Source organism: Nocardia macrotermitis (genome assembly GCF_009604405.1).
GTDB lineage: Bacteria > Actinomycetota > Actinomycetes > Mycobacteriales > Mycobacteriaceae > Nocardia > Nocardia macrotermitis.
The window spans coordinates 774,560-796,376 of the sequence record NZ_WEGK01000001.1; the positions used below are offsets into that span (position 1 = coordinate 774,560).

Genomic DNA, 21,817 nt, shown 5'->3' on the forward strand with positions numbered 1-21,817 from the left:
CCATCGAATCCGATTCGATGGGCGCGACGCCGTTTTCGGTGTCGAAAGCGCTGTGCCACAGGATAATCACTGATCAGCGCATGAAAACACCTCTGCGCCTACGGATCCTGGCAACGATGTGAGCAAGACCCCGGGGGTTGCTCACGCATAACTCGGCCCGATCCGTCATGATGGGATCACGTTTTGCTGGTTCGTATTTCGAGAGTTGTGAGTGGGTAGTGGCGAGTTCGAAGTCGGTCCTGTCCTCGGTCTGGGCGAAGTTGGCGATTCTGGTCGTGGTCGTGGTGATTGCCGCGGCGTCGTGGTGGGCCAGCAGAGGAGGGACCTCGGACTCCGGTGCCAAGTCCGGCTCCGGCACCGGTGCCAGCACCGCTCAGGCGTCCACGGCATTGACACAGCTGGACAAGTTGACCGTCGCCGCCGAGGAGAAGGTCAACTACAACCGTGAGGACTGGCCGCACTGGATCGGCCAGGGCAAGGGCTGCGACACCCGCGAGGTCGCGCTGAAGAACCAGGGCACCGACGTCAAGACCGACGACAAGTGCCGTGCTGTTTCGGGCACCTGGGTCTCGGCCTACGACGGGGTGGTCATCAAGGACGCCGGTGAGACCGATCTGGACCACGTCGTCCCGCTGGCCGAGGCCGCGCGCTCGGGCACCAGTAAATGGACCAAGGAGCAGCGCAAGAACTTCGCCAACGACCTCGACCAACTCCAGGTCGTGTCGGCGCGTTCCAACCGGCAGAAGGGCGATCAGGATCCGGCGCACTGGCTGCCGGAGAAGGATCAGTGCGCGTACACCATCAAATGGGTGGCCACCAAGACCAAATACAAGCTGACCATCGATCAGGCCGAACACGACGCGATCAAGAAGGTGCTCACCGGCTGCGCCAAGTGATCAGACGGCGAGGGCCTCGGGGGGCAGCACCGATCGGATGAACCGGGCGGCGGCCCGGTAGGCGAGGCGGGATTCGGGGATCAGCGCCGGAAGCGCCTGGAAGACGTGCATCTGGTCCGGCCAGATCTGCAGGTCGCACGGCGCTCCGGTCGCACTCCAGCGTTGCGCGAGCACGGCGGCGTCGGCGCCGAAGAATTCGGCGTCGCTGGTGTGGATCAGCGCCGGGGGCAGCCGCATGCCCGGTTCGGGGCGCAGATCCAGCGGATCGCTGGTGAACTGGGCTATCGCCTTGCGGGACACCGGAATCGAGAGCAGACCCTCGCGGCGGGCGCCGGGATGATCGGCCGCCAGGCTCAGGCTCAGATCCGTCATCGGGGAGAACAGCACCAGCGCCGCGGGCGGGGCCTGACCCGTGCGGGCGAGTTCGATGGCGAGTTGCGCGGCGAGGAATCCACCCGCCGAATCACCGGCCACGACAATTCGATCCGCGCTGCCCACCCGCGCGAGGAGTTGCCGATAGGCGGCCGAAACATCCTGTGCCGCAGCGGGAAACGGATATTCCGGGGCGAGCCGGTAGTCGACGCTGAAAACCGGCATGCGGGTGGCCGTGGACAGCCGCGACACCACACCTCGATAGGCGGCCGCGGAACCCGCGACGAATCCACCGCCGTGCACGTACAACACGACGCGGTCGGCGTCCGTCACCCGTGGTCCGCGCACCCATTCACCGCGGATCTGCTTGCCGTCCGCCGTGATCATCCGGAGCTGTTCGAGCTGCGTACCGCGCAGCATCGGTGCGGCCGTACGCAACATCTGATCGATCACCGGACGCGCGAGTTGCAATGTGCGGGCGTCCACCGGCGCGAGCGCGGCCAGCGGCCGAACCGTCAGCGCGCAGCCGCGCCGCACCGCCCGCGCGCGCACCGAGCCACGATCGGTATCGGACCTACTCATCGGAATTACTCCATCCCGCAGGTGAATTCACGGCCGTTCGCCTCGACGGCGGATCGCGCTCACCCGGATCGCCCGTGCAGCACCGAGACCAGCCGATCGACAACAGCGTCCACGCGGGCGCTGCGGGTGAAGGTGGTCAGTGCCAGCGGCGACGAGAACAGTTGGCGCGTGGTGGATTTCGCGTAGGCGAATTCGCGCAGCCCGTCCGGACCGTGCACCCGGCCGAAGCCGGACTCCCGCACACCGCCGAGCGGCAGGGTCGGGATGGTGGCGTGGGCGACGAACGCGTTGATCGACACACCGCCGGATTCGATGCGATCGGCGATCGCGCGGCCGTCGCGGCGGGCGAACACGGTCGCGCCCAGGCCGTAGACGCTGGCGTTGACCCGTGCGACGGCCTCGTCCATATCGGCGACGCGCGCCACGGTCAGGGTGGGGCCGAAGGTCTCCTCGACCACGGCCGCGGCGTCCTCGGGGACATCGGCCAGGATCGTCGGCTGCACGAACTGCCCCTCGATCGCGTCCGGACCGCCGAGCAGCACCCGCGCGCCGCGCAGCACCGCGTCCTCGAGATGGCGGCGGATCACGTCGAGCTGTTTGGGCATGGTGATCGGGCCGATCTTGGCCGCGCCGCGACCGGCGTGCACCTCGCGGGCGAGATCGACCAGCCTGCCGAGGAATTCGTCGTACACGTCGGTATGCACGTAGATCCGCTCCACGCCCAGGCAGGTCTGCCCGGCGTTGGACATGCCGCCCCACAGGGCCGCATCGGCCGCGGCGGCCAGATCGGCGTCCGCATCGACGACCAGCGCGTCCTTACCGCCGCATTCCATCAGCACCGGCGTGAGCGTCTCCGCGCAGGCGGCCATCACCCGTTTGCCGGTCGCGGTCGAACCGGTGAAACCGATCTTGCCGACGCCGCTGCGGCACAGCGCCGCCCCGGTTGCACCGTCACCGGTGATCACCTGCACCACAGGGCTTTCCGGCACCGCGCGCGCGAATGCCTCGGCGAGCCAGGCACCGACGCCCGGGGTGTACTCACTCGGCTTGAACACCACCGCGTTTCCCGCCGCGAGCGCGAACGAGATCGAGCCCAGCGGGGTGAACACCGGATAGTTCCACGGCCCGATCACCCCGACCACGCCGTACGGCCGGTACTCGACGCGGCAGGACTGATTGATCGTGAGCAGACTCGCGTGCACCGACTTCGGCCCGAGTACCCGTTCGGCATTGCGCGCGGCCCACTTCAGGTGTTCCAGCGCCATCGCGATCTCGAGTTTGGCGTCCGAGAGCGGTTTGCCCATCTCCTGCCGCATGATCCGGGCGAGATCGTCGCGGCCGCGGGTCACCTCGGCGCGCCAGCGATCCAGGCGGCGGGCGCGTTCGGCGAATCCCAGTGCGGCCCACCATGTTCCCGCCTCGCGGGCGCGCGCCACCGCGGCCGCGACATCGACCTCGGTGTGCACCGGATAGCGGCCGACGACCGCGCCGGTCGCCGGATCGCGGACATCGAACCGGAGCTGCGTGGACGGCGACTCTGCCGTGGTGCTGGTCACCAGGCGACCGTACAAGACCACAAAATATATTGCAATGTTGCAGAATGGTCGGCGGCTCGGATCGGTCTACCGGTTCACCCACTCGACACAACCGATCGTTGTGGCGCGCCGACGACGCGGTTGTTTGATTCGCTCGTGCCCGGACTGGTTTCATTCCGCTGGTCAACGTGAGGTTGTGCGAATGGGGTGATGCGCCGGTGCGCGGTTCGGGTGACAGGTCGCTGGGGCGACGATTCGGATGGTTGTGGGCGGCGTATGTGATCAGCGCCTACGGGTCCGGGCTCGGTTTCGGCGCGTTGCCGCTGATCGCGGTGCGGGTGCTGCACGCCGGGCCCGGCGAGGTGTCGGCGCTGTCGGCCGCGGGCCCGGCGGTGGGCGCGCTGATCGCGGTGCCGCTGGGGCCGTGGATGGAGTTCCGGCGCAAACGCCCGGTGATGATGACGATGGATCTGGCCCGGTTCGCGGTCCTGGCCACGATCCCGCTGACCTTCGCGCTGGGCCTGCTGAGCTTCGCGCAGCTGCTCATCGTCTCGACGGTGACCGCGGCCGCGGAGATCACCTTCAAGGCCGCGAGTGGCGCGTATCTGAAAAGCATTGTCCCGCAGGAGAACCTGATCATCGCCAACGCCCGATTCGAATCGGCCACCTGGACATCGACGACGGTCGGGCCACCGCTGGGCGGCGCCGCGATGGGCCTGCTGGGTCCGGTGGTGACCGTGATCATGGACGCGACGAGCTATCTGCTGTCCGCGCTGAGTCTCCGGGCGATCGGCGGCGGCGAACCGCATCCCGCGCACGAACGCCCCGCGGGCATGCGGCTGAGCGAACTGGTGGACGGCTGGCGTTACCTGCTCGGACATCGACAGCTGCGCCTGCTGCTGGCCAACAGCGCACTCACCGGCGGCCTGCTCCTGGCCGCCGAACCACCGCTGATCGTGCTCATGGTCGGCCACCTCGGCTTCGCTCCCTGGCAATACGGGCTGGCCTTCGCGCTGCCCTGCACCGGCGGACTGATCGGCTCGCGGCTGTCCCGCCCGCTCACCCGGCGTTTCGGCCGTCATCGGGTGATGCTCACCGCCGGCAGCCTGCGCGCCTGCTGGCCGGTCGGCCTGGCCTTCGTCGGTCCCGGCATCCCCGGTCTGGTCCTGATCGCGGTGCTCCAATTCGGCCTGATCCTGTGCATCGGCGTATTCATGCCGCTGCTGGCGACCTACCGTCTCGAGCAGTTGCCGCCCGACCGCGTCGCCCGCGCGCTGTCGGCCTGGACCATCACGCAGCGCGCCACCATAGCGAGCCTCACCGCCCTCGGCGGCGTCCTGGCCTCGCTCACCACCCCGCGCACCACCATCGCCGTGGCCGGAATCCTGATGCTGGCCACTCCCCTGCTCCTACCGCGCCGCGAACACCCCGCCCCGGCCGAACCCGAGCTGGTCGCCGACCGGGGGTGACCACCCCACCGAGACCGTGATCCAGCCGCGGAAACCACTGTCCGGCAAGCGATCCCGGCTTGTCTGGTCAGCCGCGAGATCGACTGTCATCCCTGCCGTTTCGGTGCAGAACGTTTGGCCGCCGACGGGCCGAGGCGTCGATCCTCACCTCAAATTCAGCCGACATCCCCCGGGCCACCCGCCGCGCCGACAGGCGGCAGAACAGCGGCCACGCCGAACAGGTTGACCGGCAAGCGATCCGGTCAGTTCCGGCCGGAGGTGATGTAGTAGTACATCGGGTCGACCATGGCGAGTAGATGTTCGATCTCGTTGTCCGTGAAGCGGTTTCGGCGGCTGACGGTGATCAGGACCAGATCGTTGATCGTCTGGGCGATGGTGTCGAATTCGCTGTCCGCCGGTGATATCTCGCCATTTCCCTTGCGATGCAGAGGATTCGCCCGTCGCAGCTCGGCACTGCCCGCGGCGGCGAGGGCCCGTAGGACACCGGTCGAGCCGCGGGAGCTGCCTGCCGTCGCCGCGTGGTTGTAGAAGTGGATCGCGCCTTGGATCAGCGCGGCCGGATGCGGATGTACCAGCGAACCGGCCGCGCGGTCCGGGGCGGTGTCGGGCGAGATGTCGGATCGGGTGTCGTGATGGGTCAGGGTGCGGGCCTTCGCGGTGAGGTAGCGCGCCACCAGGATGTCGCGGATCGTGCCGTATTCGGTGGTGCGCAGCAGATCGATGGACGCCTGCTCGTAATCCTCGACGGCGCCGGCGATCTCGTCCGGTGCGGCCGCCGGGTCGATACGGTCCAGGCGGCGCGCGAAGGCATCCAGGCGCAGCAGTGCGCGAATGTCGTCCTCGTGCCGGTGCCGTTCGGTGGCGGTGGCCGCGAAGCAGGCGAGTAGCCCGGTTCTGGTGTCCGCCATGCGTTTTCCGAAGATCGCGGCGTACGTCTCCCGATGTGCGGGATTGGTGGCGTAGGCCGTTTCCATCCGGCACAGTCCGGCGATGACGTCGGCGAGTTCGCCCGCGCGCAGCGTGTCCCCCGGTCCCGGGCCGCGGTCGCGTCGGGTGCGCACAATTCGACCAGCGCGGCGGCGACCGCGCACAGCGACCGCATCTCCCGCTCGGGATCCTCCTCGCACAGCGCGCGGGCATGGTCGGCGTGGAATCGGGCCAGCTCACCGTGCAACACCCAGCCCAGCGCGTCGGCGAACCTCGCCTCGGTCTCCTTGACCGACCGTATCCGGCTCAACCCGGTCGGCTCGTACTCCGCACTCCGGGACAACACCGTCTCGGCATGCGCCGCCGCCCGGGTGCAGCGGATGCCCATCATGCAGTCCAGTCGCGAGCGCGGATCAACAAGGCTCATCCCGCGCCGCGCCCACTCCCCGGCCGTGGTCGCGGGATGCCGCTCACCCCGCCGATGACGTTGCAGATACCGTTCGGCCAGTTCGGCGGACCAGAACACCATGTCGGGCCGATCCTCGCGCGCCGCCGCCTCCGCGAACCGCTCCCGCAGACCCGCGATGTCGAAGTGGCGGGCCGAGAACCGCGCCTCCAGACGTTGCGCGTCCACACCGTCACTCGCGGCGCCCTCGCCACGACCACCGCGCGCGGCCAGTTCGGCGATCGGCTCGGGCACCGGACGGTTCTGCGCGGTGATGTTCTCCACCACCGCGGCCGCGAGCGCCTCGACGGTCTTGAAATGTTTCCACATGGTGGCCTTGGGAATCGGTCCCTCGCCGCCGTCGCGCCGAATATATCCACGGGCCTGCGCGCAGACGTCGGCGGTGGTCAGTCGTTCGATCGAGACCCCCGCGGCGGGTGCGGCGATCCACGCGAGCATCACCTGCTCGGCCGCGGCGACGATCATCAGCCGCGTCCGCTCCTCGAGCGTCCGCCCTGCTCGCGCCTGATAACTGGAGGAACCGGAATGTATTGACATGGACGACACGACGAGGAGTCTATTGCAGTGCACAGAGCTGTGAACGCGTCTATTCCGGCTAGGGTCGACCGAATGAGGAAATCTGTGGAAACCACCGCAGCCAAACTCGCGCTGCTGCAGGAGAACCTCGCCGACGCCCGGGAACCGGCCGGAGCCGTCGGCGTGGCCAAACGCACCGCCAAAGGCATCCCCAGCCCGCGACAGCGGATCGACATGCTGGTGGATCCGGGCAGCTTCCTGGAATTCGGCGCGCTGATGCGACAGCCCGGCTCCCCCGACGCGCTGTACGGCGACGGCGTGGTCACCGGACGCGCCCGCATCGACGGGCGTCCCGTGGTGATCATCTCGCACGATCAGACCGTCTACGGCGGTTCGGTCGGCGAGATGTTCGGCCGCAAGGTCGCGGCGGCAATGGACTCCGCGGCCGATATCGGCTGCCCGTTCATCGCCATCAACGATTCCGGCGGCGCGCGCGTGCAGGACGCGGTCACCTCCCTGGCCTGGTACGCGGCCATGAGCCGACGCCAGCAACGCCTCTCCGGCGCGGTACCGCAGATCTCCCTGATGCTCGGCAAATGCGCTGCGGGCGCGGTCTATTCACCGATCAACACCGATGTGCTGATCGCGACCGAGGCCGCCTACATGTTCGTGACCGGACCGGACATCATCCGCGAGACCACCGGCGAGGAGGTCACCCTCGAGGAACTCGGCGGCGCGTTCAACCAGGCGCACAACGGCAACATCCACCATGTGGCCGCGGACGAACAGGCCGCATTCGATTGGGCGCGAAGGTATCTGAGCTTCATGCCGGACGACTGCTTCGGCCGCTCACCGGTTCTCAATCCGGGCCTGGAACCCGAGATCACCGACTCGGACCGGGAATTGAACGCGATCATCCCCGATTCGGATCGCAGCGGGTACGACATGTACGACATCCTGCTGCGGATCTTCGACGACGGCGATTTCCTGGAGATGGGCGACAACGCCGCGCGCAATCTGATCACCGGCTTCGCCCGCGTGGACGGACGGAGCGTCGGCGTGGTGGCGAATCAGCCGCTGGTCTCCAGCGGTGCGATCGACGCGCGGTGTTCGGACAAGGCGGCGCATTTCATCCGGCTGTGCAATGCGTTCGGGCTGCCGCTGATCTTCGTCGTGGACACCCCCGGCGTACTGCCGGGTGTGGAGGAGGAGAAGATCGGCGTGATCAAGCGCGGCGGCCGCTTCTTCTACGCGGTCGTGGAGGCCACCGTGCCGATCGTGACCATCGTGGTGCGCAAGGCGTATGGGGGCGGCTACGCGGTGATGGGGTCCAAACAGCTCGGCGGCGACCTGAATTTCGCCTGGCCCACCGCGCGCATCGCGGTCATGGGCGCGGAGGCGGCGGTCGGTCTCACCCAGCGACGACAGCTCGAGGCGGCCTCGGACGAGCAGCGCCCGATCCTGCGCCGGCAACTGGTCGACTTCTACAACGCCACCATCGCCACCCCCTGGACCGCCGCCGAACGCGGCTACATCGACGCCGTCATCGAACCCGCGCACACCCGCCTGGAGATCCGCAAGGCCCTGAATCTGCTGCGCGACAAGTCACTTCGATTCGGCCCCCGCAAGCATCACCTGATGCCGCTGTAACCGGTCGCGCGATCACCCTGCCCGGTCGGTCACCCCTCCTCGGACCACCCGGCAGGGCGGTCCGCACGGCCCGATCCCCGTCCCCAGCCCTGCGAATTCGGCCGTATTCCGCAACGTCCGGACGGCATCCGCCGATGATCACCGACACGCGCTGTGAACTGCGCCTAAACCTGTTCCCGGGGACCACGGAAAGTTAGCTCGAGCAACGATCACGGCTTCCGGAATCACCGCGACACGTGTCCGATTCGGCTGGGACCTGCTACGCTTCCGGCCGGAACCGACGGTGAATCCCGACAATCTCCCGGATGCCGCATCCGGTCGAGTCGTCGATGGCGCGATACGAGACAGGGGCGCAGCCGGAGTTCACTGGGCCGCACCATGATCGGCGCAGGTGTTTCGGAGAGTGCGTGAAGAGAATTCACAGCATCGCCTGACACCATGAGTCGCGGTCGGGACCAGGATCCGCAAGAGACGAGGAGGCAGATGACGCAGGACGATCGCGGCACCGTGGACACTGCGACGCTCACGATCGCCGACCCGAAGCCGGAGCCCCCGGAATCGGCGCAGCCTCGAAAAACCAAGCGGCCGTACCTGTATCAGGTGGACCTGTTCCGAATTCTCACCTTCGCGTGTGTCGTCCTGGATCACGTGACGAGCGGATGCACCCTCCCCGACAACATGGCGTCCAACGCGGTACAGACCCTGCTGCACTTCACCCGGCTGGCGTTCTTCGCGCTGACCGCGTTCGTGCTGATCTATCAATCCGCGCGGAAACCGTTCTCCGCGCGCACGTTCTGGCGACGTCGATTCATGCTGATCGGTATCCCGTACGTGGTGTGGTCGGTGTTCTACTGGGGTTACGCGATCGTGCTCGGGAATTTCCAGGAGCCGATCCCGCACGCGCTGTGGCGTCTGGTCGTGGATATCGCGACCGGCCAAGCCTGGTATCAGATGTACTTCCTGCTGGTCACCATGCAGGTGTATCTGCTGTTCCCGTTGCTGCTGAAGCTGCTGCGCGCGACCGAGGGACATCACCGCTGGGTGCTCGCGGTCAGTGGCGCGCTGCAACTGGGCTTCCTGTATCTGGCCATGCATCCGCCGGCATTCGAGGGCATCGCCGCGGATATCTGGGCGCACATCTACGCGGTGGTTTTCGCCTACCAGTTCTATGTGATCCTCGGCGCGGTCGCCGCGTGGCATCTGGACGCGGTGAATCGCACGGTGAAACGGTTCGGGCCGTTGATCGTGCTGGGCGCGGTCGCCGCCGCGGTCTACTCGGTCTGGGAATTCGCGCGCACGACCGGTCGCGGGATGCCGCCCGCCGCGGCCAGCAATATCTTCATGCCGCACCTGGTCATCTTCTTCGTCCTGATCATCGCCGCCCTGTACACCCTGGGCACCTGGGGAACCTCGAATCAGCGTCCCGGCTCGCTGAAGGCCCGAGCGCTGACCTACGGCTCGGACCGCTCGTTCGGGGTGTTCCTGATACATCCGTTCGCACTTCAGCTCATCGCCCCGTGGATCATCCCGATGCGCGACGAGATCGGCTCACTGTGGTGCACCGTGGTGGTGTACGCGGCGGTCATGGCGATGTCGCTGCTCGGAGCCGAGATCACCCGCCGGGTCCCCGGCAGTATCTGGCTCAACGGCCGTCCGATGGTGCACACCGACTTCCGCGCCCTGTTCGGCCGCCGCGCGGTCGAGGAAAGCCTCGAACCGGAGAAGACTCCCGCGGCCTAGCGCGGCGGAATCGACCGAACGGACTGCTCCGACCCATGCGTATCGGGTCGGAGCAGTCCGCTTCCGGTGGGGTCTGCGTGGCTACGAGTTCACGACCATCGTCAGCTTCTCCGGATTACGGACGCAGTAGATCGCCGTGACCACGCCACCGCGCACCTCGATGCAGCTCACCTGGTCCAGTACGCCGTCGATCGAGACCGCGACGGCAGGCATCCCGTTGTATACCGCCAGGCGCATGCCCAACTCGCCCATCCGCTCGCCCTTGGTCATCAGCCCGATCAGCAGGCGAGCCACCTTGTCCGGGCCGTGCACGGGGACCCGGGCCGCGTTGACGACACCACCGCCGTCGGCGAGGAAGACCACGTCGGGGGCGAGGACGTCCATCAGGGACTGCACGTTTCCGGTGGCGGCGGCGATGGCGAACCGTTCCGCGACCGCGGCCGCGTCGGCGGGGACCGCGACCGTGCCGTACACCGAGTCACGCCGGGCGCGGACGTGGTCGCGGGCGCGCTGATTCACCTGCCGCACAGCGGGTTCGGATCTGCCGACCGCCGCGGCGATCTCCGGGTAGCCGAATTCGAACACCTCCCGCAGCACGAACACCGCGCGTTGCAGTGGGGTCAGCGTCTCGAGGATCAACAGCATCGCGGTGGTGACCGCCTCGCCGCTGAGCACGTGCCGGATGCCCTCGGACGGCTCCGGACCGTCCGCGGCCAGCGGTTCGGGCAGCCACGGGCCCACGTAACTCTCCCGGCGGCGCGCGGCCGAACGCAGTGTCGTCATCGCCTGCCGGGTCACGATCTGCGCGAGATACGCACGCGGACTGTCGATTTCGGCGATGTCGACGGTGCGCCAGCGCAGATAGCTGTCCTGGAGAACGTCCTCCGCGTCACCGACCGAGCCGAGGATCTCGTATGCGATCGAGAACAGCAGCGGCCGATGCGCGGTGAACTCCGCGTCCGGTGGCGAACTCACTTCGGTCCCGGCAACCAGGCGTAATTGGCCGTCCGCGAACCGTATTTCGCGAAACGGCAGATGCTCTCCTTGATGACCGCGCCGGTGCGTCCGGCCAGGAACATCCGGCGCGGCGAATCGTCGCGGCGGCCGACCTGGATCACCGCGTCGCGGCGGCCCAGGCTCAGGCCCTGACCGGTGTAGCCCATGGAATACGGCTGCGGTGTGCGTCCGGCCAGTAGCCGGACCAGTGTGTTCGCGGCGTGTGCGCCCTGCGGTTCGGCTGTGGCACAGGCCAATCGGGCGCCCGGAACCGCCGCGCAGTCACCGATCACGAAGATGCGCGAATCGTCCACGCTTCGAAGGTAGTCGTCCACGACCGCGCGGCCGTCCGGGCGGACGGTCAATCCGCTGCGCGCGGCCAGATCGGGCGCCTCGGCCACGATCGCCCACAGCGTCAGATCCGAGGCGAGGTGCGGTCCCGAGCGCAGTGCGACGGTGTCCTCGCCCACCTTCGCCACGACGTCCTCGACGATGTCCACGCCCAGGCGTGCCAAACCCGTGCGCACCCGACGCCGCCCGCCCTCGGACAGACTCGCCGCGATCGTCGAACCCACCAGGCGCACACGCAGATCGGGCCGGGCCTCGGCGACCTCGGCGGCGGTCTCGATACCGGTCAGCCCGCCGCCGATGACGGTCACCGACTGCCCGGCGGTGAGCCCGGCCAGCGTCGTGCGCGCGGTCTGCGCGCCCTCCCACGTCCCCACCGCGATCGCGCCCGGCAGCGGTTCGACGCTGCTGCCGACGGCCAGGAACAGATGGTCGAAGGCGAGGTCCGCGCCGTCGTCCAGTCGTATGCTGCCGTCGCCGATCTTCTCGACGGCGCCGATCCGGGTGGTGATTCCCGGCCGCAGCATCTCGGCGAGCGGCGTCGCGGCCGCACCCGAACCGGCGATCTGCTGATGCAGCCGCACCCGTTCGACGAATTCTGACCGCGGATTGATCACCGTGATCTCGGCGTCGGCGACCTTGCGCGCGAGCCGATTCGCCGCGATCGTGCCCGCATATCCGGCACCTATCACCAGGACCTTCATCTCTAGTCTCCTGTCGTTGACGGGTCGTAGATGAGATGCCGGTCGGCGCGAATCTGTGATGGGCCTCGATCGTGACATACATCACCCCCGTGAAACCTCTGGTCGCGCTGATGCCGGTCCTGAGGCCGACCCACACAGGGCAGCTCGCGCCGCACCGCGATCCAGGCGGCTCCGGACGCTCGCGAGCGGCCCCACCAGCAGGTGTTGGACGGTGATCCTGGCAGAGTTGCCAGTCATGCCCCCGAACCCGACGTCTGTCATCTCACCGCTGGCTGCCCTGGCACCGGATCTGCGCGCCGCGCTCACCCGCGCCCGCTACGACGCGGACACCCTGCTCGAGGTGCTCGGCGACGACGCGCACACCGCCCTGGGCCGGTCCGAACCGGTGCCGGTGCGCCGCGCGGTCCGCGACGCGGGCGAGTTGGGCACGCTGGTCCGGCTGCTGCTGCTCGGCGATCCGGAACCCGAACGCGAGGTCGCGGCCGCGCTCGCACCGCTGGATCTGGATCGCGCGGTGAGCGCCGGACTGCTCGAGCGCGATGGCGGGAACATGCGGGCCGCCCTGGATCTGCGTCCGCTCGATCTCGGCGGCGGAACCCGCTGGGTGCTCTCGGATCTGGACGATTCGATCCAGCGTCGCACCCTGAGCGCCGATCACGTGCTGGGCGTCGGCCAGGCGTCGCTGTCGCTGCTGCGCGCCACCCCGACCGCGCCCGTCGATTCGGTGCTGGATCTGGGCACCGGATGCGGCGTGCAGGCGGTCCACGCCGCCGGATACGCGCGCACGGTGACCGGAACCGATGTCAGCGAGCGGGCGTTGTGGCTGGCCCATGCTACGGCCGCGCTGAACGGCCTGGATATCGAACTGCTGCGAGGTTCCTGGTTCGAGCCGGTCGCCGGACGCCGATTCGATCAGGTCGTCGCCAATCCCCCGTTCGTGGTCGGCCCCGCGCGGATCGAGCACACCTACCGCGATTCGGGTCTGGCCCTGGACGGCGCCAGCGAACTGGTCGTCTCCCGGGCTCCCGAACTGCTCGCGCCGGGCGGCACCGCGGCGATGCTGGCCTCCTGGGTGCATCGCGAGGGCGAGGACTGGCGGGCCCGGGTGTCGTCGTGGCTGCCCGACCACGGCGTCGACGCGTGGATCGTGCAGCGCGACATCGCCGATCCCGCCCTCTACGTGGGCACCTGGCTGCGGGACGCCGGTCTGGATCCGCGCGACCGCGAGGCCCAGGAACGCGCGCGGGTCTGGCTCGACGCCTTCGAGCACGCCGAGGTCGAGGGCATCGGTTTCGGATTCGTCTATCTCCGGGCGATCGACGGGCCGACCGAACTGCTCGCCGAGGACCTCACCCACGGTTTCGAGGATCCGCTCGGACCCGAGGCCACCGCCTACTTCGAACGTTCGGCCTGGCTGCGCGCGGTGGCGGCGGATCCGGAGCTGGCCTGGTCCGCCCGATTCGGCGTGGACGCGGCGACCGCGCTGGAACGCGTCTACCTGCACGGAACGGACGGCTGGGCCCAGCAGGTGGCGCGGCTGCATCGCGGGAACGGCCCGCGCTGGCAGCACGAGGTGGACGACTCCACCGCCGCCCTGCTCGCGGGAATGCAGGTCGCGGGCCTGCCGTTACACGAACTGATCGACCTGCTAGCGGTCGGTCACACCGGTGCGGAGGCGACAGCCGAATTCCGTGCCGCCGCACTGTCGATCGTCACCGGGTTGGTTCGGCACGGCCTGATCCACCCGGCGTAGTCCGCCACCCCGCGGCGTTCCCCGGCTACGCCCTTCTTAGGAACTTCTCAGATGGGTACGGTGAAAGCCGCAGCTCAGCACGGTTTATCGCCGGGGTGGCGGGGAACTTTCCCAGTGTCGGGTCCGTTGATCGGAGTGAGACACCACCGACAGGAGGCAAGTCATGACAAGCCCCGCCACCACTGGAGTGCGCGCCAGCGATCAGGACCTCGACGCCACGAGCCCCGCAGCCGACCTGGTACGCGTGTACCTGAACGGAATCGGCAAGACTGCGCTGCTCACGGCCGCCGACGAGGTCGAGCTGGCCAAGCGCATCGAGGCGGGCCTCTACGCCCAGCACCTGCTGGAGACCGGTAAGCGGATGGCCGCCACTCGCAAGCGCGACCTCGCGATCCTGGTCCGGGACGGTCAGGCCGCCCGTCAGCACCTGCTCGAGGCCAATCTGCGCCTGGTGGTGTCGCTGGCCAAGCGCTACACCGGCCGCGGCATGCCGCTGCTGGACCTGATCCAGGAGGGCAACCTCGGCCTGATCCGGGCGATGGAGAAGTTCGACTACGCCAAGGGCTTCAAGTTCTCCACCTACGCCACCTGGTGGATCCGGCAGGCCATCACCCGCGGTATGGCCGATCAGAGCCGCACCATCCGGCTGCCCGTCCACCTGGTCGAGCAGGTCAACAAGCTCGCCCGGATCAAGCGCGAACTGCATCAGCAGCTCGGCCGCGAGGCCACCGACGAGGAACTGGCCACCGAGTCGGGCATCCCGGTCGAGAAGATCGCCGATCTGCTGGACCACAGCCGCGATCCGGTAAGCCTGGACATGCCGGTCGGCAACGACGAAGAGGCGCCCCTCGGTGATTTCATCGAGGATTCCGAGGCCACCTCCGCCGAGAGCGCCGTCATCGCCGGCATCATGCACAACGACGTCCGCAGCGTGCTGGCCACGTTGGACGAGCGTGAGCAGCAGGTCATCCGCCTGCGCTTCGGCCTGGACGACGGTCAGCCCCGCACGCTGGATCAGATCGGCAAGCTGTTCGGCCTGTCCCGCGAGCGCGTCCGGCAGATCGAGCGCGAGGTCATGGCCAAGCTCCGCAAGGGTGAGCGGGCCGATCGCCTGCGCGCCTACGCCAGCTGAGCCCACCTCGTCCCCGCCACCCCCTTGTACGGAGACGCTACGCGTCGCAGTACTCACAGACGCTGGGCCGTCCGGAATCCGGCCCAGCTCCCCGTGGTGACCGTGCTCATCCGGTCACCCGAAGCGCCGGTCGGCGACGCGCGTCCCACCCCTCCGGGAAGTGCGAACCGACCGGCGCTGCGTTCTGCTCGAGGCGATATCTGTTGCGGCGATGTTCGGTTGCGGCACAATGGATTTCATGACCACAGCCATCTGGAACGGACAGCAGCTCGCCGCCAGCGACGCGACGATCGTCGTCGAGGGCAATCACTACTTCCCGCCCGATTCGATCGATCGGCAGTTCTTCGAGCCGACCGGCACACACTCCACCTGTAGCTGGAAGGGCGAGGCCAGCTACTACACCGTCACGGTCGAGGGCACCCGGAACGTCGACGCGGCCTGGTACTACCCCGAACCGCTGGCCGAGGCGGAGAACATCAAGGACTACGTCGCGTTCTGGCGTGGTGTCGAGGTGCGCGAGGGCTGAGTGCCCTCGACTGTTCCGCGTGGGTGCGATCTCCTACGATCACCCCATGCGATTGAAACGGGTTTCAGTTCTGGCGCTACCGCTGCTCGCCGCGCTGGCCACCGCACCGAACGCGACCGCCACCCTCCCGAACGCGCGCGAGGCGATCGCCATGGCCTATCTCGACGCGTTGACCTCGCACAATGCCGACGACGTCCCGTTCGCGCCGGACTGCACCCGTGTGGAGGCCGGTATCCAGACCGGCTACTCCGGCCCGCAGCTCACCCACGACCTGGACACCGGCCCGCAGTATCAACTCGTGCAACGCATCTACGACGTGCGGCTGAGCACTGCGGGCACCGTCGTGACCGCGCGCTACCACCTGGATTCGGGTGTGGCCGGGCAGCGTCTGGTCACCGTCGACATCACCGAGACCTTCGACATACCGGACGGGACCATCCACCGGATCGTCGCCGAGATCGTCCCGGTTTCGGGGTCCTGACCGGATTCGAGCGTCGCATACCGGCCGCTCGAATCCGGTATACGTGCACTGCCGCAGGAAACACTCGGCCGCTGTCCGATTCGACATGACAATTTCCTGGCACATTCGCCTCGGCGAGCGGGCACCTCGATGAGTCGGCGCAGCGAGGCGGGCGGGTGACCCGTCAGGGTCGCCCCTGTCTCAATTCGCCCGCGTCAATACGGTGTCCAGGTTGTCGAGCATGGCGGCCCAACCGGGGCTCATGATCGAGCGGGCACGTTGCATGAGCGGGTAGTCGGGGGCGAAGCCGGTGTGGCTGAACAAGATTCGGGTGCCGTGGCCCTCCGGGCGCAGCTGCCAGGTGATGATCCAGCCGGTCGGAGTGTCGGACCGGGCGTCGTTCCAGGTCATGCGGAGCAGTTCGGGGGCGACGGCCTCGAGGACCTCGCCGTGGATGTGGCCGGAGAAGTCCTGGCCGGGCATGGGGCGGGTCCTCATCTCGAAGGTGTTGCCCGCCAACGGTTCGAAGCCGATCGGTTCCATCATCCACTGCGCCATCAGCGTCGGGGCGGTGAGGGCGCGCCACACCTTCTCGGGCGGGTGCGGGTAGTAGTGGTCCAGTTCTATCGCGGTCGCGGTGTCGCACATGGTTGCTCCTCGGGGTTCTCGGGGTGGTCGGGCATGGTGTCGAGCACCTCGCCCAGGGCGCGCAGCCGGGCACGCCAGTAGCGCTCGAACGGGCTCAGCCAGCTCTGCAACTCGTGCAGCGGCTCGGGTTCGACGCGGTAGTACCGGTAGCGGCCGCGCTTGTCCTCGCCGACCAGCCCGGATTCACGCAGTACCCGCAGATGTTCGGACACACTCGGCCGGGCCATCTCGAACCGTTCGGCGATCGCCTGGACGGTCCGCTCGCCCTCGAGCAGCATTTCCAGGATCTCGCGCCGGGTGGGGTTCGCCAGGGCCGCGAAGACTCGATCCGCGGTGGCGTGTTCCAGCTGAGCCATGGCCGCCACTATAGGTAGGTAATTCCCTACCTGTCAAACGTAGGTAATCTCCTACCTACCTGCCGCACGATTCGACGATCCAACCGATCCAGGAGCCGCCAGTGACCGAGTACCGCGCCCAACTCGTCGATCGGAGTGGCCGACGCTATCCACTGGACCGGTCTCGGTGGCGTGGTGACGACGGGTCACCACTGATGACCGAGCCACTGCCTGGGATCACTCGGCAGCAGATCGACACGGACGTCAACTCGCAGTGGCGTTATCGGGCGGCGTTACCGCTGCCGCACACCGATCCGGTGACCTTGGGCGAGGGGCGCACACCGCTGCTGACGCGCACTCTGGGCGGTCACGAGGTCGCGCTCAAGGTCGAATCCATGAATCCCACCGGCAGTTTCAAGGATCGCGGCACGTCGGTCATGATCACCGCGCTGCGGGAGCAGGGCGTCGATCGGATCCTGGAGGATTCCAGCGGTAACGGCGGATCCTCCGTCGCCGCCTACAGCGCCGTCGCCGGAATCGATGCGCAGATCCTCGCTCCGGCAACCACTTCCGCGGCCAAGATCGTGCAGAGTCGGTTGCACGGCGCGTCGGTCGACCTCGTCGCCGGAACCCGTCAGGACGTCGCCGACGAGGCGGTCGCGCGCTCCGAAACCCGTTGCTACGCAAGCCACAACTGGCATCCGCAGTTCCTCGAGGGCGTGAAGTTGATCGCCTACGAGATCTGGGAGGATCTGGGTTTCGTCGCGCCATCGGCGGTCGTGGTTCCGGCGGGCGCGGGCAGCCTCGTGCTGGGCTGCGCCACCGGTTTCGCCGAGTTGCAGCGCGCGGGCGAAATCGACCGGCCGCCAAGGATTCTCATCAGCCAGCCGCAACACTGCTGCCCGCTCGTGCAGGCCCTGGCCCGGGGTGAGGACTCGGTTGCCACACATTCCTGGCAGCCGACGCTGGCCGAAGGTACCGCGATCGCGCAACCCGTGCGCGATCGCGAAGCCCTACAGGCGATCCGGCACAGCGGCGGGGCCGGTACCTGCGTCCCCGAAGACGAGCTGATGCCCGCTGTCGGTGAACTCGCCCGCGCCGGGGTCTTCGTCGAACCCACCAGCGCGCAGGTGCTTCCCGCACTGCGCCGATTCCACGCCGAGGGGCACGTCGACCACGACGATACTGTTGTCCTGATCCTGAGCGGCTCCGGCCTCAAAGCCGCTCAACGCATGGCCGAACTCATCACTTCGCCGAAAACCTGACCGCGTCGCGCGAGCCTGCCCGCGCTATCCCGAATTTCGCAGTGCCGTGGCGAGGCCGTTCATGGTGAGCAGGATGCCGCGTTCGACGAGTTCGGATCCGTCGCCCGCGCGGCGGCGGCGCAGCAGTTCGATCTGCATCTGGTTGAGGGGTTCGAGGTAGGGGAAGCGGTTGCGGATGGATTCGGCCAAGGCCGGGTTGTCGGCCAAGAGATGGTCGCTGCCGGTGACCGCGGCGTGCATGCGGACGGTGCGGTCGAATTCGTCGCGAATCATGCCGAAGATGGTGTCGCGCAACGCGACATCCTCGACCAGTTCCGCATAGCGCTCGGCGATGTCCAGATCGGCCTTGGCCATCACCTGTCCGAGGTTCGACATGACGGTCCGGAAGAACGGCCAGCGGCGATACAGATCGGCCAGGATCGCCATCCGCTCGGGATCCTCGCCCGCCCACTGCTCGATCGCGGTGCCGGTGCCGTACCAGCCCGGCAGCATCACCCGGGACTGGCTCCATGCCATCACCCACGGGATCGCCCGCAGATCACCGACCGAGCTGGTCGGTTTGCGCGAGGCGGGACGGCTGCCCAGATTCAGATCCCCGACCTCGGCGACCGGCGTCGAGGCGCGGAAATACTCCACGAAACCCGGTGTCTCGTGGACCAATCGGGCGTATGCGCGCCGGGCCAGCTCGGCCAGTTCGTCGAACAGTTCGTAGGCAGGTTCGGCGTCCGCGCCCAGGCCCTCCACGTCCAGCAGCGTCGATTCCAGCGTGCCCGCGACCAGTGCCTCCAGATTGCGGTAGGCGGTGCCGTGCTCGGCGTATTTGGTGGAGATGACCTCGCCCTGCTCGGTCAGCCGCAGCGCGCCGCGCACCGCCCCGGCCGGTTGCGCGAGGATGGCGTCGTAGCTGCGACCGCCGCCGCGACCGACCGTGCCACCGCGACCGTGGAAGAGCCGCAACCGGATTCCGGTCTTGCGCGCGGCCTCCACCAGATCCAGCTCGGCCCGGTACAGCGCCCAGTTCGCGGCCAGATACCCGCCGTCCTTGTTGGAATCGGAGTAGCCGAGCATGACCTCCTGCCGCATTCCGCGCGCGGCCACCAGCCGGTGATAGGCCGGGACCTCGAGCGCCGCGACGAGGGTCTGCGCACCCTGACGCAGATCCTCGATGGTCTCGAACAGCGGCACCACCCCGGCCGGGCTGCTCGGCGGGGTGTCCGCGTCACCGGGATCGAGGATGCCGGTCTCCTTCAGCAGCAGCGCGGCCTCGAGCAGATCGCTGACCGAGGTGCACATGCTGATGATGTAGTTGGGCACGGTGTCCGGGCCCAGATCGTCCAGGGCGGCCTTGGCCGCGCGCAGCACACCCAGTTCCTTCGCGGCCAGATCGCTGAGCCGCGCGCCCGGCCCCAGCAACGGGCGGCGGGTGCCGAGTTCGGCGGCCAGCAACTCCACCCGCCGGTCCTCGGACAGGCTCGCGTAGTCGGGGTGCACTCCCGCCCAGGCCAGCAGTTCGGCGACCACCTGCTCGTGCACATCGGAGTTCTGCCGCATGTCCAGGCCCTGGAGATGGAAACCGAACGTCTCGACCGCGCCGCGCAGGGCGGCCAGGTGATCATCGGCGAGCAGACCGTCGCCGGAGGCACGCAGCGAGGCATCCACCACGGCCAGATCATCCAGCAGGTCCTGGGCCGTGGCGTAGGGCTCGACCTCGGCGGTCAGCGCCCCGAGATCGACGCCGTCGGCGGGGATCTCCCCCAGCGCTCGAAACGCGGTGGCGGTCAGGCGAATTCGGATGCCGTGCACGGCCCGGCGATACGGCTCGTCGGTGCGCTGCGGCGAATCCTCGAACGACGCGGCGGTCAGGCGCGCGAGATCATCGCTCACCGCCACCAACCGCGCCGACAGCGACAGGGTCTTCTCCAGACCGACCAATTCGGTCAGATAGTGCCCGAAGGCCACCGCGCCGGCGCGGTGGGTGGCGCGCTGCACGACCTCGGCGGTGACGTTCGGATTACCGTCCCGATCACCGCCGATCCACGAACCGGGCCGCAGGATCGGGCGTCGCAGCAGTTCGTACTGCGGCCAGCGGGCGCGCAGCGCGGCGCGCACATCGGCGTTGATCCGCGGCATCACCTCGAGCAGCGTCAGATCGTAGTAGCGCAGGCCGACCTCGATCTCGTCCTGAATACGCAAGCGCGCCAAGCGGATCAGCGCGGTGCGCCACAGCGTGAGCACCTGGCGGCGCAGCTTGGTCTCCACCTCCGCGTACTGCGGTTCGTACTCGGTGTACCGCTGTCGCTGCCGCATCAGATCGGTGATGCGGGACTGCACGTCGAAGACGGTCCGGCGGCGGGTCTCGGTCGGATGGGCGGTGATAACCGGTGACATCACCGCGTCGTCGAGCAGATCCGCGACCACCGCACCGTCGGGACGGGCGGCGTCGAGTTTGTCGTAGGTGGCCGCGAGGCTGGACTCCTGCGGCGGCTCCCCGGCCGCCACGTGCACCGCGCGCCGCCGGTCGCGTTGCAGATCCTCGGTCAGATTGGCCAGCAGCAGGAAGTGGCTGAACGCCCGGATCAGTGGCAGCGCGGTGCGAATGTCGATGTCGCGCAACATATCCGCGACCGCGCTGCGCCCCACCTCCGATCGCCGGACCCGGAATGCCTCGACCCGGACCCGTTCGATGAGATCGAACACCTCGGGCCCTTCGCAATCCCTGATCGTCTCGCCCAGGATCGCTCCCAGGAAGCGGATATCGTCCCGCAGCGGCGCAGTGGCAGTTTCGATCCGATCTTCGCGCATGGGCTCCAGTATCGACCACCATCCGGCCCGCACTCCGTTGCCGGGCCCGGCATATAACGCAATCGTCATACTGAGAAGATCTCCTCATTTCTCGGTTACGCTCGTCTCATGCCCGGTCATCACCTCGCCCAAGTGAACATCGCCCGCCCCCTCGAACCACTCACCTCCACACGGCTGTCCGGCTTCGTCGCAGCCCTGGACGAGATCAACGCACTGGCCGATGCCGCACCGGGTTTCGTCTGGCGCCTGCAGACCGAGGACGGCGACGCGACCGCCATCCGGCTCCTCGACGACGACCGGCTGATCGTCAATATGAGCGTCTGGTCCTCGATGGCATCACTCACCGACTTCGTCTACCGCAGCGACCACGTGCGGATCATGCGGCAGCGCCGCACCTGGTTCGAGACCATGGCCGAGGCGTATCAGGCACTGTGGTGGGTACCGGCGGGTCAGTTGGCGACCGTCGCCGAGGCCGAGCAGCGCATCACCCATCTGCGGGCACACGGCCCGACCGAATACGCCTTCACCTTCCGCGATTCGTTCGCGTCCCCGTCGTCACCGCAACCTTCGATGCCCGAGACCCATTCGGTCGGCGAGGACCTGACCTGCCCCGCCTGATCGGGCGACCGGCTCCGCCTACTACCGCGGAACGGACTCGACGTCCCGAGGCTCCGGTCCGACACACGCAGGCGATC

Annotated in this window: 19 protein-coding genes; 11 read left to right on the forward strand and 8 right to left on the reverse strand. The window is 68.1% G+C overall.

Features of this window, described 5'->3' with window-relative positions:
* Window positions 1–218 precede the first annotated feature (218 nt).
* A complete protein-coding gene (locus NRB20_RS03345) occupies window positions 219–896 on the forward strand; it encodes an HNH endonuclease family protein (protein WP_319944396.1) in 678 nt (225 codons plus the stop codon).
* Here NRB20_RS03345 and NRB20_RS03350 read toward each other — a convergent pair whose 3' ends face one another.
* Window positions 897–1,850 carry an alpha/beta hydrolase gene (locus NRB20_RS03350; protein ID WP_153407622.1) on the reverse strand — a complete coding sequence of 318 codons (954 nt, stop codon included), beginning with the start codon at window positions 1,848–1,850 and terminating at the stop codon, window positions 897–899. It lies immediately after the preceding gene.
* Between the two features lie 59 nt (window positions 1,851–1,909).
* A complete protein-coding gene (locus tag NRB20_RS03355; RefSeq protein ID WP_153407854.1) occupies window positions 1,910–3,409 on the reverse strand; it encodes an aldehyde dehydrogenase family protein in 1,500 nt (499 codons plus the stop codon).
* A gap of 164 nt (window positions 3,410–3,573) precedes the next feature.
* Here NRB20_RS03355 and NRB20_RS03360 point away from each other — a divergent pair, with 164 nt between their 5' ends.
* Window positions 3,574–4,854, forward strand: coding sequence for an MFS transporter (locus NRB20_RS03360; protein ID WP_319944398.1), 1,281 nt, complete (start codon window positions 3,574–3,576; stop codon window positions 4,852–4,854).
* Between the two features lie 242 nt (window positions 4,855–5,096).
* Here the strand turns inward: NRB20_RS03360 and NRB20_RS37455 are convergent, their stop codons facing one another.
* Window positions 5,097–5,915, reverse strand: coding sequence for a hypothetical protein (locus NRB20_RS37455; RefSeq protein WP_194289699.1), 819 nt, complete (start codon window positions 5,913–5,915; stop codon window positions 5,097–5,099).
* Window positions 5,916–6,244: 329 nt separating this feature from the next.
* On the opposite strand from NRB20_RS37455, the gene NRB20_RS37460 reads away from it, so the two are divergent.
* The 3 genes from NRB20_RS37460 to NRB20_RS03375 all read left to right on the forward strand — a co-directional run bounded on the left by NRB20_RS37460 (window position 6,245) and on the right by NRB20_RS03375 (window position 10,153).
* Window positions 6,245–6,781: a hypothetical protein gene (locus NRB20_RS37460; RefSeq protein WP_194289700.1), complete on the forward strand. Its 537-nt coding sequence runs from the start codon at window positions 6,245–6,247 to the stop codon at window positions 6,779–6,781.
* 75 nt (window positions 6,782–6,856) lie between these two features.
* Complete coding sequence (locus NRB20_RS03370; protein WP_153407624.1) at window positions 6,857–8,413, forward strand: acyl-CoA carboxylase subunit beta; 1,557 nt, start codon at window positions 6,857–6,859, stop codon at window positions 8,411–8,413.
* A gap of 483 nt (window positions 8,414–8,896) precedes the next feature.
* On the forward strand, window positions 8,897–10,153 hold the full coding sequence (locus NRB20_RS03375; RefSeq protein ID WP_194289701.1) for an acyltransferase: 1,257 nt from the start codon (window positions 8,897–8,899) through the stop codon (window positions 10,151–10,153).
* A gap of 81 nt (window positions 10,154–10,234) precedes the next feature.
* Here NRB20_RS03375 and NRB20_RS03380 read toward each other — a convergent pair whose 3' ends face one another.
* Both NRB20_RS03380 and NRB20_RS03385 read right to left on the reverse strand, forming a co-directional pair.
* Entirely contained in the window at window positions 10,235–11,128 is an 894-nt protein-coding gene (locus NRB20_RS03380) for an RNA polymerase sigma-70 factor (RefSeq protein WP_319944399.1), read from the reverse strand.
* Window positions 11,125–12,201, reverse strand: coding sequence for an NAD(P)/FAD-dependent oxidoreductase (locus NRB20_RS03385; protein ID WP_153407627.1), 1,077 nt, complete (start codon window positions 12,199–12,201; stop codon window positions 11,125–11,127). The genes NRB20_RS03380 and NRB20_RS03385 overlap by 4 nt, the downstream gene beginning before the upstream one ends.
* Before the next feature lie 235 nt (window positions 12,202–12,436).
* Between NRB20_RS03385 and NRB20_RS03390 the strand changes: the two genes are divergently transcribed.
* The 4 genes from NRB20_RS03390 to NRB20_RS03405 all read left to right on the forward strand — a co-directional run bounded on the left by NRB20_RS03390 (window position 12,437) and on the right by NRB20_RS03405 (window position 16,093).
* Window positions 12,437–13,954 (forward strand): DUF7782 domain-containing protein, encoded by a 1,518-nt coding sequence (locus NRB20_RS03390; RefSeq protein WP_153407628.1) that lies wholly within the window; start codon window positions 12,437–12,439, stop codon window positions 13,952–13,954.
* Window positions 13,955–14,117: 163 nt separating this feature from the next.
* Window positions 14,118–15,086 (forward strand): sigma-70 family RNA polymerase sigma factor, encoded by a 969-nt coding sequence (locus NRB20_RS03395; protein WP_153407629.1) that lies wholly within the window; start codon window positions 14,118–14,120, stop codon window positions 15,084–15,086.
* Window positions 15,087–15,324: 238 nt separating this feature from the next.
* A complete protein-coding gene (locus tag NRB20_RS03400; protein WP_153407630.1) occupies window positions 15,325–15,612 on the forward strand; it encodes a DUF427 domain-containing protein in 288 nt (95 codons plus the stop codon).
* A gap of 46 nt (window positions 15,613–15,658) precedes the next feature.
* On the forward strand, window positions 15,659–16,093 hold the full coding sequence (locus tag NRB20_RS03405) for a hypothetical protein (RefSeq protein WP_153407631.1): 435 nt from the start codon (window positions 15,659–15,661) through the stop codon (window positions 16,091–16,093).
* A 180-nt stretch (window positions 16,094–16,273) separates the two neighbouring features.
* Here NRB20_RS03405 and NRB20_RS03410 read toward each other — a convergent pair whose 3' ends face one another.
* Window positions 16,274–16,720: an SRPBCC family protein gene (locus NRB20_RS03410; protein ID WP_153407632.1), complete on the reverse strand. Its 447-nt coding sequence runs from the start codon at window positions 16,718–16,720 to the stop codon at window positions 16,274–16,276.
* Window positions 16,696–17,076: an ArsR/SmtB family transcription factor gene (locus NRB20_RS03415; RefSeq protein ID WP_153407633.1), complete on the reverse strand. Its 381-nt coding sequence runs from the start codon at window positions 17,074–17,076 to the stop codon at window positions 16,696–16,698. The genes NRB20_RS03410 and NRB20_RS03415 overlap by 25 nt, the downstream gene beginning before the upstream one ends.
* Before the next feature lie 194 nt (window positions 17,077–17,270).
* On the opposite strand from NRB20_RS03415, the gene NRB20_RS03420 reads away from it, so the two are divergent.
* The gene (locus NRB20_RS03420; RefSeq protein ID WP_153407634.1) at window positions 17,271–18,320 is read left to right on the forward strand and encodes a threonine synthase; all 1,050 of its coding nucleotides are present in this window, start codon (window positions 17,271–17,273) and stop codon (window positions 18,318–18,320) included.
* 24 nt (window positions 18,321–18,344) lie between these two features.
* On the opposite strand, the gene ppc is transcribed toward NRB20_RS03420, so the two are convergent.
* Entirely contained in the window at window positions 18,345–21,122 is a 2,778-nt protein-coding gene (ppc, locus tag NRB20_RS03425) for a phosphoenolpyruvate carboxylase (RefSeq protein WP_153407856.1), read from the reverse strand.
* 108 nt (window positions 21,123–21,230) lie between these two features.
* Here ppc and NRB20_RS03430 point away from each other — a divergent pair, with 108 nt between their 5' ends.
* Complete coding sequence (locus NRB20_RS03430) at window positions 21,231–21,740, forward strand: DUF3291 domain-containing protein (RefSeq protein WP_153407635.1); 510 nt, start codon at window positions 21,231–21,233, stop codon at window positions 21,738–21,740.
* Window positions 21,741–21,817 lie beyond the last annotated feature (77 nt).